This window comes from Streptomyces sp. NPDC058284 (genome assembly GCF_042881135.1).
Lineage (GTDB): Bacteria > Actinomycetota > Actinomycetes > Streptomycetales > Streptomycetaceae > Streptomyces.
On the sequence record NZ_JBHVYE010000002.1, the window covers coordinates 63,234 to 74,548 of the forward strand.

11 protein-coding genes are annotated in these 11,315 nt (G+C 69.2%); 4 read left to right on the forward strand and 7 right to left on the reverse strand.

Annotated features, from left to right (window positions below; genetic code table 11):
* The first annotated feature begins 1 nt into the window (after position 1).
* From ACFVYR_RS03505 to ACFVYR_RS03515, 3 genes are all read left to right on the forward strand, one after another.
* Positions 2-973: an ornithine carbamoyltransferase gene (locus ACFVYR_RS03505; RefSeq protein ID WP_384248121.1), complete on the forward strand. Its 972-nt coding sequence runs from the start codon at positions 2-4 to the stop codon at positions 971-973.
* 89 nt (positions 974-1,062) lie between these two features.
* Positions 1,063-2,025, forward strand: coding sequence for a methyltransferase domain-containing protein (locus ACFVYR_RS03510; RefSeq protein WP_384248123.1), 963 nt, complete (start codon positions 1,063-1,065; stop codon positions 2,023-2,025).
* 60 nt (positions 2,026-2,085) lie between these two features.
* A complete protein-coding gene (locus ACFVYR_RS03515; protein ID WP_384248125.1) occupies positions 2,086-3,267 on the forward strand; it encodes a hypothetical protein in 1,182 nt (393 codons plus the stop codon).
* On the opposite strand, the gene thpD is transcribed toward ACFVYR_RS03515, so the two are convergent.
* The 7 genes from thpD to ACFVYR_RS03550 form a co-directional block, all read right to left on the reverse strand.
* A complete protein-coding gene (gene thpD / locus ACFVYR_RS03520; RefSeq protein ID WP_384248127.1) occupies positions 3,227-4,156 on the reverse strand; it encodes an ectoine hydroxylase in 930 nt (309 codons plus the stop codon). The genes ACFVYR_RS03515 and thpD overlap by 41 nt on opposite strands.
* Positions 4,157-4,224: 68 nt before the next feature.
* Positions 4,225-5,208, reverse strand: a complete 984-nt coding sequence (locus tag ACFVYR_RS03525; protein ID WP_384248129.1) for an amino acid ABC transporter permease — start codon at positions 5,206-5,208, stop codon at positions 4,225-4,227.
* Positions 5,205-5,852 carry an amino acid ABC transporter permease gene (locus ACFVYR_RS03530; protein WP_384248131.1) on the reverse strand — a complete coding sequence of 216 codons (648 nt, stop codon included), beginning with the start codon at positions 5,850-5,852 and terminating at the stop codon, positions 5,205-5,207. Before ACFVYR_RS03530 ends, ACFVYR_RS03525 begins: the two co-directional genes overlap by 4 nt.
* 55 nt (positions 5,853-5,907) lie before the next feature.
* Positions 5,908-6,819, reverse strand: coding sequence for a glutamate ABC transporter substrate-binding protein (locus ACFVYR_RS03535; protein ID WP_384248133.1), 912 nt, complete (start codon positions 6,817-6,819; stop codon positions 5,908-5,910).
* A 192-nt stretch (positions 6,820-7,011) separates the two neighbouring features.
* Positions 7,012-8,130 (reverse strand): hypothetical protein, encoded by a 1,119-nt coding sequence (locus ACFVYR_RS03540; RefSeq protein WP_384248135.1) that lies wholly within the window; start codon positions 8,128-8,130, stop codon positions 7,012-7,014.
* Between the two features lie 56 nt (positions 8,131-8,186).
* Positions 8,187-9,620, reverse strand: coding sequence for a hypothetical protein (locus ACFVYR_RS03545; RefSeq protein ID WP_384248137.1), 1,434 nt, complete (start codon positions 9,618-9,620; stop codon positions 8,187-8,189).
* 49 nt (positions 9,621-9,669) lie between these two features.
* Entirely contained in the window at positions 9,670-10,251 is a 582-nt protein-coding gene (locus ACFVYR_RS03550; protein WP_384248139.1) for a hypothetical protein, read from the reverse strand.
* A 342-nt stretch (positions 10,252-10,593) separates the two neighbouring features.
* Between ACFVYR_RS03550 and ACFVYR_RS03555 the strand changes: the two genes are divergently transcribed.
* Positions 10,594-11,315, forward strand: a 722-nt coding sequence (locus ACFVYR_RS03555; RefSeq protein ID WP_389611205.1) for an RCC1 domain-containing protein, incomplete at its 3' end; no start/stop codon positions are given.

The following is an 11,315-nucleotide window of genomic DNA, read 5'->3' on the forward strand; positions in this document are numbered from 1 at the left end:
GATGGACAACGACGACTTCTCGCGGCCCGGACCGGCCCCCGCCCGCGGTCTGTTCTCCCTGGCCGAGGTGGAACCGGCCGTGATCAGGGAACTGGCCGCGCGTTCGGTGGAGTTGCACCGCGACCGGCACGCACACGACCGGCCGTTGGAGGGCAGCGTCGCCGGTGTGCTGTTCACCAGGACCTCGACCCGTACGCGTACGGCCTTCACCGTCGGCGCCGTGCGGCTGGGCGCCGTTCCCGTCGCGTACGGCCCGCAGGACCTGCAGTTGAACACCGGTGAGTCGGTGGCCGACACGGGTCGCGTCCTGGGGCGCATGCTCGACCTCCTGGTCGCGCGTACCGCCGGCCCCCTGGCAGAGCTGCGTGAGCTGTCCGTCGAGGGCGGCCTGCCGGTGGTCAACGCGATGGCGTCCGAGGAGCACCCCACCCAGGGGATCACCGATCTCGCCACCCTGCGCCTGGCGGTGGGCGATCCGACCGGTGTGAGCGTGCTGTACCTGGGCGAGGGCAACAACACGGCCGTGGCCCTCGCCCACGCGCTGGCGGCCGTGCCGGGGGCCCGGGTCACCTTCAGCACTCCGGACGGGTACGGGCTGCCGGAGGAGGAGTTGACGAAGGCGTCGCGTCGAGCCGCGGTCACGGGCGCCACCCTGGAGGAGGTGCACGATCCGGCGCACCTGCCCGATCACGTGGACATCGTGTACACCACCCGTTGGCAGACGACGGGCACCGCGAAACCCGACCCCGACTGGCGTGAGGCGTTCCGGCCGTTCCATGTGGACGCGACCCTGCTGGCCCGCTGGCCGCAGGCCCTGTTCATGCACGATCTGCCCGCCCACCGCGGGGACGAGGTATCCGGTGAGGTCCTGGACGGGGCCCGGTCCCTGGCCTGGACGCAGGCGGCCATGAAACTCACCGGTGCGATGGCCGTCCTGGAGTGGGTGGGCGGGCAGGGCCCCGGACCGAAGTGACGCGCTCCGCACCACATCGTCCGACTCGCCCCCGCATCGTCCCCCGCGCCCTTCCCCGCCGCCCCTCCACCCCGGATCGAGGTCCTGCCATGAAACCGGCCCGCGTCACCACGTACCGGCATCTGACACCGCGTGACCTGGACCCGCCCTCGTCCCCGCAGGTCTTCTTCGAACCGGCCGACACCGAGATCGGGGTCTGGGTGGCGCAGGACCTGATCGACGCGGGCGGCTGTGCGGTCCTGGACCTCGGTTCCGGCAGCGGCGCCGCGGCGGCCGCCATGGCCCGCGCGGGAGCGGACCGGGTCCACGGCATCGATTCGGGAGAGCACACCGTGGCCTGGGCCCGCGAGCACTACGCCTCGTCGGACAACGGCAGCCGCGTCACCTTCTCCCGCGGCGACTTCACCGCGCTGTCCTCCGCCGAACTGCTGGCCACGGCCCCCGCCCCGCTGGGCCGCCCCCTGGTCGTCACCAGCAATCCGCCCTACGTCCCGCTGTCTCCCGAGGCCGACGCCTTGCGCCGCTCCGTCGGCGGGGGGACGGACGGCCTGAAGCTGATACCCGCGGTCATCGCGCACGGCCGTGCGCTGGGGGAAGGCCTGGGGATCACCATCGGCAGCTACTCCAGTCCCCGCAAGGCCGTCGGGATGCTGGCGGCGGCCGGGTTCGCCGTACGCGCCGTCACGCTGTGCCCGCTGCCTTTCGGGGACTTCACCCAGGACCATCCTGATCAGGTGCTCCTCCTTGAGGAGCGGGACGAGGCCGTGATCTGGCGCTCGGGCCCCTGGCCCGCGGCCTACTTCATCGTGGGCCTCGCCTGTCGCAGGGTGGCGGAGGAGGACGGCGTCCGGCCGGGTCACACGGGTGCGGGGCGAGGCACGGACCCGTACACGAGCCGTTTGACCGGCGACGGACTGATGGAGCTGCTGCGTACGGCCGCCCGCTCGCGCACGACGCGGCTTGAGGCCCTGGACGAGTCGGCCGCACCCCACTGGACCGGCCCCCTGCGCGTCGTGGACCTGCCGCGGTCCGCGGTCCGCCGGCACTGGTGACCCCTGCGCCCGCCCTCGGTAGCAGAGGGCACCACGCCCCATCCAGCAGAGAGGACGTCCATGGAGCCCGCCGACACCACCGACAGCAACCGCCTCCCCGGCACCCACTCCACCAGCACCTCCTCCGACACCCCTCGGACCGTGCCCGTCTCGCCCGTCAGCGTGACCACCGGCGCCGTCGGACACAGCGTCGACTTCATCCGCCCGCGGCTGCTGACGACCGGGCACCGCCGCGTGTCCTTCTACGCCGGTGTCCAGATCAACGGCGCCCCGCACCTGGGCACCAGCGTCATGCAAGCCGCCACGTTCCTGCTCGCCCGGGCGGCACGGGAGCGGTTCGGTGTCGAGGTGACGCTGCGCTTCGGCGCGCTGGACAACGCCGCCTGCGAGACGCGCCGGTGCCCGCGCACGGGAACGCGGTACGAACGCTCCTTCCGCCACACCTTGGGCGGCGCGCGCATAGCGGAGCTGATCCGGACGTACTACGGGGGCTTCTTCGACGCGCTGTCCGCGGCCACCGGCGTCGCCTACGAGATCGAGACGTACACGCGGCAGCAGAGCCGACGCGACTTCCGGCAGGAGTTCCTCGACTCACTGGTCCGCATGGACACCCTGCGGTGGGTGCTCGCGCCCTCGCACGGCGAGGTGTCCCTGAGCCCTCCGTGCCCGCGGTGCGGCTGGGCGCAGAAGCGGGGCGAGCACACCGAACTACTGACGGCGGGGCCGGAGCGCGCGGAACTGTCGGCCGTCTGCCTCGACCACGGCCGCTATGTGGTGGAGGTCCGGGCGGACGGGTCGGACGACGGGGCGTACCTCAGCTCGGGCACGCTCCACCGCAACCTCCTCAAGGAGCGGGTGGCCGCGCGGGAGGACGCGCTCGCCGTGGTGGTCAAGGGGGCCGACTGGGCGGCGGGTTGCCGCCTCCTCGACGAGGCGTTCCTGTGCTGGCCGGGGGCGGTGCTCCCGGCGCGCCTGTTCACGCCGGTGGTGCTTTCGACGTCCGGGGCCAAGCTGTCCAAGTCGCTCATCAGGGCGGGAGTGACGGAGGCGACGGCGGACAGCGAGCCCTGGATGCTCGACGCCGGTGCCTGGCCGGGAACGGCCGAGGAGCACGCGCGGCTGGTGCTGGCCCTGGTCTCTCTGATGCTGTCCGAACCGCGGCACTTCGAGCGCGGCTACACCACGCTCGAAGTGTCACGGCTCATCGGCTCGGCCGGTCCGCTGATCGGGGCACCGGTGTGAGGTCCCGGTCGGCGAGGTAGCGCGGTCGTGTTTCCGCAGCCGCGTAGGGCGTGGTCAGCGGGTTGTCGACGCTGTTGTACACGACGAAGAGGTTCGTCCTGGAGAACGGTGAAACGTTTCCTCCGGAGGCGTGCAGACAGTTGCAGTCGAACATGACGGCGGAACCGGCCGGTCCGGTGAACTGCCGCATGCCGTGCCGCAGGGCCAGTGCCGTCACGGCACTGCGGTCGGCCGGCCCCGCCGGCAGGTTCTTCCCCAGCAGCGACAACTTGTGATAGCCGACAGGGGTGCGCCCGACCGAGGGCACGAAGGTCCGCTGGGAACCAGGAATGATCATGAGTGGGCCGTTGTACGGCAGGTTGTCGGTGAGGGCGACGGAGAAGCTCAGCGCACGGGGTGCGGGCATGCCGTCCTCGGAGTGCCAGGTCTCGAAGTCGGAGTGCCAGCCGAACTTCGAGCCGTCGAAGGCCGCCTTGCAGTTGACCCTGCTCTGGTGGATGTAGACGTCCGATCCGAGGACCTGCCGGGCGCGGTCGGCGAGGCGGCCGGACTGGACCACCCGCCTGAAGACGTCGCCGAACCGGTGGACCTCGAAGACGGAGCGGATCTCCTCGGAGTCCGGTTCCACCACCACCCGCCCGGAAGACCGCAGCGCGCCGTCGGCGGCCATACGCTGGATTTCCTCATGGCACTCGCGCGCTTCGGCGGGTTCGATGAGCGCGCCGAAGGCGAGGAATCCATCCCGGTCGTAGGCCGCCACCTCGTCGGTGGACAGCGGGCCGGGTGAAGTGTCGTCCCACACCACCGGATGGCGCCGCGCAAAGGGCACCGATTCGGTCTCGACGCGAGTGGGGTAAAGGTCGTCCACACATTCCACAGGTTCGGCCATGCCGATTCTCTCCGTCTACGGGGTGAATGTGCCACGGCCGCCATGAAGCGGCAGCATTGGATACGCCTTTACTTCCCTCGGCCCTCTTCGAGGAAACTCTCACGGGACCGCACCCGCCGATTCCGCACCATTCCGGTCATGGTCACCAGATAGCTCTGCCGATGGCCGGAAGGAATGGTGTACGAATGGCGTGACGCAAGGCGGCGGGCCACCGCGGAAAGCAGAGTGCACGTGACGATGTACAACGAACCGACGACGCACAGGACGGGGAGGTAGGGATAGCCGTAAGGAGTCGCCGTGTTCTGTGCCAGGAGTTTTCCCGCATAGAGAAGCTCCTCGTACATGATGAAGAAGCCGAGCGAAGTGTCCTTCAGTGTCACTACCATTTGGCTGATAATGCTCGGCAACATGGTCCGTACCGCCTGAGGCATGGCCACCACGGTCATCACCTGTGCCTTGCGCATCCCCAACGCATACCCCGCCTCGATCTGCCCCTGCGGTACGGCGCCGACGCCGGCGCGCAGGATCTCCGCCTGGGCCGCGCCGTTGTACAGCGCGATCCCGATGACCAGGGCCCACAGCGTGGGGCTCGCGAAGTTCGCCGCCAGCCATTCACCCGGGCCCGCGAGGTTGTTCCGCAGCAGGTCGGCGACCGCGGTCACGCAGGAGCGCAGCAGGTCGGTGGCGTACAGGGCGAAGACCGTGATGATCACCGGTACCGCGCGGAAGAACTCCACCAGTGCCCCGGCCGGGCCGCGCAGGACGCGGTGCGCCGAGAGCCGGCCCGCCGCGAACAGGAAGCCCAGCAGCAGGGAGAGCACCACGGCGAGGACGAACGCCTTCACGGTGTCCACCACGCCGGTGAGGATGCGCAGCTGGACCCCGCGGTAGGTGAACGCCTCCCACATCCGCGCGTCGAACTGCCCGGCGTCCGCGAAGCGGAGGAGGACCCAGCAGAGCACGCCACCGGTGACCGCCGCGACCAGCGCCGTGTACCAGCCCTGACGGCGGCGGGCTCGCGGGCCCGGGGCCTCGAACAGCTCGGTCCTCATCGCGGCACCGCCAGTCGGCGTTCGAGGAACCGGAAGCCGGTGCTGATCACCGAGATCAGCAGCAGATAGGCGGCGGTCACCCACAGGAAGACGACCGCCACCGTGTAGCCGCGCTCCACCAGGGTCTTCTCGGTGCTGAACAGCTCGTAGACGCTGAAGCCGCCGGCGAGGGCGGAGTTCTTGACCAGGGTGATCACGACGTTGCTCAGGGGAGGGATCGCCGCCCGGCCGGACTGCGGAAACACGATCAGCACCGCCGTCTGCAGCGTGGACATGCCGAGGCTGCGGGCAGCCTCCACCTGGCCGGTCTCCACCGTGTTGACGCCCGAGCGCAGCGCCTCGCAGACGAACGCCGACGCGTAGCCCCCCATCACCAGGACGGCCAGCGTGAAGTAGCTCGCCCCGGTGAGACCCAGCATGGGCAGGCCGAGCGTCACGCCGAAGAAGAGGACGGTGAGCGGGGTGTTGCAGAGCACCGTCACCACTGTCGCGCCGAGCGCGCGGCACAGGGGCACCGGACTGATGCGGAGGGAGACGAGCACGACCCCGAGCACGAATGCGAGAAGCGTGCTGAGGAACATCAGCCTGACCGTGCCCATGAAGCCCTGCCAGAAGAGACCGGCGTTGTCGGTCAGTACCTCCATGGGCGCCTCCAAGCTGCGGTGCAGTACCGCTGTGACGTGGTTCGATACCGCTGGTTCAGTACCTCTGCAACGGCGGCGGTGTCGGCGCGGGAACACCGGAGCGGCCGAGCGTGGCGCGATAGGCCCGGAGCCAGTCGCCGTTGCGGACGTGGTGTTCCAGCGCGTCGTTGACGGCGTCGCGGAGGACGGCGTCCTGCCGGGCCAGGCCCACGCCGTAGAACTCCTTGGAGAAGGGTTTGCCGACCACTCGCAGGCGTCCCTCGTTCTGAGCCGCGTACCCCTGCAATATGGTGTCGTCGGCGGTCACGGCGTCGACCACGTTCATGATCAGATCCTGTACGCAGTGCGCGTAGCTGTCATGAGACACGACGGTCACCCCGAATTTCGGTTGCCGGATCCGTTCGAAAGGGGTGGATCCGGTCACCGTGCAGACTTTCTTGCCGCGCAGTTCCTTCGGCCCGTGAATGCTCCGGTTCCCCTTCTCGACCAGCAGATCCTGGCCTCCCTGGTAATAGGGCCCGGCAAAGGAGACCTGCTTCTTCCGCTCGTCGTTGATCGTGTAGGCACCCACGTACAGGTCGACGTCCCCCTTGGCGATGGAGAGCTCCCGCACCTGCGGGGCGACCGTCCGCCACGCGATCTCGCGCGGACGGAAACCGAGATATGCCGCGACCATCTTCGCGATCTCGACGTCGAACCCGGAGCGTTCCCCGGTCACCGGATCCTCGAATCCCATGAACGGGTGGTCGGACTTCACTCCTATGGTTATCGACTTCTTGGCCAGGGCGCGGGAAACAGTCTGCGAACCAATTCCGTGGACGCCGCTTCCGACGGAATATTCGAGGCTCGGCATGCTACGGGTCAGCGCTCCGACGCTTCCCGGTACACTTCCCTCCCTGCCGCACCCTCCCAGAACAAGAGTCAACAGCAGCACCAGGGCCACCGGGCGAGGAATTCGTGCGCGCACCTTTCCTCCTCCGGAGTCATCGGACGCGTCTGCACGAGGGCCCGAAAAGGCGTGCATCGGAAATGGAAGTGGTGTCCCGACCAGTTTAGCGGCATGCCCGTGCGGCGCTACCGGACGTTTTCGGCAACGGCCGGTTCCCCAGGGGGCGGCCGGAGGCATTCGGCTCCGGCCGCCGCGCGCGGTCTCTCGAGGTCAGGCAATCTTGCGCCAGGTGTCTCCCTTCTCCAGGACATAGGTCCCGGTGTGCCGACGCTGTTCCGCGGCGGGTCGCGGCTTGACGCTTCGGTCCCCGCCGTTGTCGTCGGGCTGCTTCGCGGTGGCACCGGACGGGCGCACACTCTGGCACTTGTCCGGGTTGGTGTAGGTCTGCGCCACGACGGTGGAGGAGTTCGTGGTCGAGGGGCCGTCCACCGTGACGCCCTTGACCAGCTTGCCGGTGCCGTCCACGTGCAGGTCACCGACGACGCGGGACATGGAGTTGAGCGCGCCGAACTGGATCTCGTCGTTGGGCTTCAAGGTGAACGAGACCTCGGTCTCCTCGGAGTTGGTCATGCTCCAGGTGTGCTCCCACGTCCCCTTGAACGCGGCGGTGAACGCGCCGCGCAGGGCGAGGTGGATGAGGCTCTTGAACGCCGCGGTCGTGCTGCCCTTCTCGGTCATCTGGGCCGTGCCGGTCAGCGTGTTCTCCACGGTGGCGCTCGTGGAGGCCGTGCTCTCCGAAGTGGAGTCCTGGTTGGGCCCCTTGTCCTTGGGCGCCGAGTGGTTGGTCTCACTGCTCTTGCTGGTGTTCGACGTGGTGGCGCTGCCCTTGGAGGCGTCCTGAAGGGTCTGCTGCGCCTGGACCTCGCCGGTGCCCGAGCCGCTGACCTCGTTGTCGGTCCAGGCCGTGCCCTCGATGGTGGCGCTGCCGGAGATCTCACCGCCGATGTTGTCGGAGCTCGTGCTCTCCAGCTTGACCGTTCGCTTGATGGACATGTCCGCGGTGCAGTTGATGGCGCCGTTGGACACCGAGTACACGGCGCTGGTGAATTCGCGCTTGCGCTCGGGATCGAGCTTGAACGAGCAGGTGTAGCGCTTGACGTGACCGCACAGGGAGGTCACTTCCTGCACCGACTTCAAGGACTTCTTCCCGTCGAATGCCCGCGCCTCGGGCTTCTCCTCGATGCCGTAGTTGCCGATCCGGTCGGCTCCCGGTGCCGCCGCGGAGGGCAGGGCGGCGGTCAGGGTGAGGGCGGACAGAGCCGGTACCACGACGAGCATGCGGCGGGTCGCCGCTCGTCGGCGCCGGGAGGAACGCGCGGTGTGAACCATGGCTGTTTCCTTTCGTTGTGGGTTCCTGCGAGATCAGGGGGTGACATGCGGCGCTCTCAGTCCCGGGCGCGGGACTCGTCGGCGGCGAGCGGAACGGTGCGGGTCGTGACGCCCTTCGGCGCCTCACCGATCGGCACCAGGCGGGGAACGTTGCGCAGGGTGGGCGCGCCGATGGAGTTGTCCGGAGTGCGGGCGTTGTCACGGGCGTCGCCGCAACGGGACAGCTCGACCTTGCTCATCGGGCCGGTGCGCTGGTAGAAGCGGTCACCGAAGGAGCCGGAGGGCAGGTCGGCGAAGACGTCCATCCGCTCGTGCTTGGTGTCGTGGATCAGCGTGCCGGCGAGCCGCTCCCTGGCCCCCTGGACCTCGATCCAGCTCACCTCACCCGGCTGCACGGTGACGGACATCGTCCGCTGCTCCTTGCGCCCGTAGAGCAGCGGGTTGTTCGTCGCCATCTCCAGCGGGTTGCCGTCGGCACGGGTGAAGCCGGCCGCGATCTGGGCGGCGATGTTCTTGTACCCCTGCCGCACGTCTGTCTGGTGCTCCTTGTTCGGTTCGGCCTGCTGCTGCAACCCCTGCGGACCGGGCACCTGCTGCTGCGGTTTCTGTGTGTCGTTCTCGTGCCGCGAGAAGTACTGCGTGATGTTGTCGTACGGCAACTCCTCCCAGGCGACGGGGCGTTGGTCGGTGACGGCGTTGCGAGTGCAGTTGATGTACGCCTGTCCGACCATCCGCGGCCGGTCGTAGTACCGGTAGGAATAGCGCTCGTCCTTCTCGAAGTGACACGTCCTGGGCCCCGCCAGGCAGTCCTGCACGACCAGCCGGGCTTCGACCGGCGCCCGTCCCTGGTACGCCTGGGGCATGGGCAGCCGCGCCTTCTTGAGGTCGTACGGCACCGGCGCCGGGTCCTGCGTCGCCCGGAAGTGCGTGACCAGCGGGGCACAGGCGGACGCCTTCCGGTACGTCCAGCTGATCCGCGGGTTGTTCTCGCCGGCCGTGAAGGAGTACGAGCGCCCCTCGTGCCAGCTGGGCTTGGAGCGAGTGGTGCCCTCCGTGGTGACGGTCTGCGCGGAATCGGCCGCACCGGTGACGGAGACCCCGTACTCCTGGCCCTTGGTGGGGTCGTCCGTCCCGCAATTGGTGAGAGGGCTGGGGCTGTCGTCCCAGGTGACGGTGACGGTGGAGCCCTTCTGGACGCGCCACAGACGGGTGCTGAGCGTGCCGGCGGAACCGTCGCCGAGCGAGGCCGCCTGCAGTTTGCCGTCGTGGCCTGCCCGGTCCGCGGAGAACAGTTGGGTGTGCTCGCCGTCCCAACCGGTCGGCGCCGCCTTCTGGATGGTCCCGGCGGCCACCTGCGGGCTCGCGAGGTCCGGGTTCTCGATCGGCGCGTCGACCGCGTCCGCGGCGAAGGCGCCACCGGGCAGGGTGGCCAGCACGAGGGAGCTGCCGAGCAGCGCCGACAAGCAGTAGGTCATGGTGCGGTGTGGCATGGAAGTCTCCTGGGTGAAGTACGGGGGCGGGTCCTGGCTGCCTGCGGGCTCAACAGGCCCACCAGGAGGAATGCGGAACGATGACCTGATCGTCGGAGAGCCGGTCGCGCATGCCGGAGGTGGCGCCGCACTGCTGCGCCGCTCCGTCCTCGCCGGACTCGGACCGCGAGACGTTCTCGAAGGCCGTCTGGTCCTCGACGTAGGCGTCCTGGTCCTTCTTCTGGGCGTCCTGGGCGTCACCCGTGATGGGGCGACTGCACGAATGGAAGTTCTCCACCTGACACTTGTCGTTCGCCGCCTGGTTCTTGCCGACTCCCTTGCAGGACTCGCTCGACGGAATGCCGTTGATGCCCTCGGACGAGCAGGGATCGGTGCCCGGCGGGGACGGGACGGGTGACTTCTTGTCGACCTCCGGCGGCTTCGGCTTCGGGGCGTCCGGCGGCGGGGGCGCGGTCTGGGTGTCGGGCTCGGGGGCGGCGCTGAACTTCGCCGGCGGCGGATCGTCCGCCTTGACCACCACGGCCGTGGGGGCGGCGACGACCGGCGCCGGGCTCAGGCCCAGGGCGGAGACACCCGCCACTGTGACGATTCCGGCCGCGAGCAGGGCGCGGCAGACAACGGGAGCACGCATGGCTCTCCTTAGGGGAGTTCGGGGGGGGTCGGCGGACTCTGAGCCACACCTCGGTGGGGGCCGCCGTTCTCAGATTCCGCCAGCTCGACGATCCGCGCCATTCGAACCGGCGCGCCCTGGAGGGCCACTTGGCGCAAGATGCGGCCGACTGGCCGTAGAGGCACGGAATTTGGCGTAGCCAGATTTTCCGGCCAGCACCCAAAGGCGTGAACTGCGGGTGTCGCCGGTCGAAAAGCGGTTCGGGTGCGGCAAACATGTTGCTGGACGCCACGATTCGCGTGGTTCGTCCCCATCTGCGGCGCCACCTCTACGTCGTGGCGCCCGAGAGAGAACGGAAATCCCATGACCGCGAACACTCGTGGGCTGCGCCTGCGCGCTGCCCTGACCCTCATAGCCACCGCGACCACTCTGGGAGCGGCGGCGTCCCCCGCCCTCCCCGCCGAAGGCAACGACCCGCTGGTCTACGCCTGGGGCGCCAACTCCGGTGGTCAGATGGGGAATTCCACTGTCGCCGACCGCTACTCGCCTGCCCCCATCCCGTCACTGCCCAAGCAGGACGTGTGGGAGATCTCGGCCGGCGGCGGCGTCAGCGACGGCTGGGGCTTCGGTGTGGCCCTGCGCAATGACGGGTCCGTCTGGACCTGGGGCCAGAACGACAAGGGCCAGCTCGGCACCGGCCCCACCGACCCCGACCACAACGCCGCGCTGGGCAAGGTGCCGAAGCTCAACGGCATCGTCGACGTCGCCGCGGGCGGCCGGCACGCGCTCGCTCTGCGCGTGAACTCCGGTAAGGCGGACGGGGTTTACGCATGGGGGCTCAACGACAAGGGCCAGGTCGGCGACCACACGAACGAAGACCGCTCGGTTCCCCAGCTGGTCCAGAGCATGCACGGCGGCAAGCAGGTCGCGGCCGGGTGCAACCACAGCATGCTCCTCACCGACAAGAACACCGTGCAGACGTGGGGCCTCAACGACAAGGGCCAGCTCGGCACCGGCCCTGTCGGCAAGACCGAGAAGCCCGACGAGAAGACCGACGAAGCGGGCGAGGACCACAACACCCCGGT

Coding starts and splice junctions, on each gene's coding strand:
- ACFVYR_RS03505 (WP_384248121.1), top strand. CDS start 2: ATGGACAACGACGACTTCTCGCGGCCCGGACCGGCCCCCGCCCGCGGT.
- ACFVYR_RS03510 (WP_384248123.1), top strand. CDS start 1,063: ATGAAACCGGCCCGCGTCACCACGTACCGGCATCTGACACCGCGTGAC.
- ACFVYR_RS03515 (WP_384248125.1), top strand. CDS start 2,086: ATGGAGCCCGCCGACACCACCGACAGCAACCGCCTCCCCGGCACCCAC.
- thpD (WP_384248127.1), bottom strand. CDS start 4,156: ATGGCCGAACCTGTGGAATGTGTGGACGACCTTTACCCCACTCGCGTC.
- ACFVYR_RS03525 (WP_384248129.1), bottom strand. CDS start 5,208: ATGAGGACCGAGCTGTTCGAGGCCCCGGGCCCGCGAGCCCGCCGCCGT.
- ACFVYR_RS03530 (WP_384248131.1), bottom strand. CDS start 5,852: ATGGAGGTACTGACCGACAACGCCGGTCTCTTCTGGCAGGGCTTCATG.
- ACFVYR_RS03540 (WP_384248135.1), bottom strand. CDS start 8,130: ATGGTTCACACCGCGCGTTCCTCCCGGCGCCGACGAGCGGCGACCCGC.
- ACFVYR_RS03545 (WP_384248137.1), bottom strand. CDS start 9,620: ATGCCACACCGCACCATGACCTACTGCTTGTCGGCGCTGCTCGGCAGC.
- ACFVYR_RS03550 (WP_384248139.1), bottom strand. CDS start 10,251: ATGCGTGCTCCCGTTGTCTGCCGCGCCCTGCTCGCGGCCGGAATCGTC.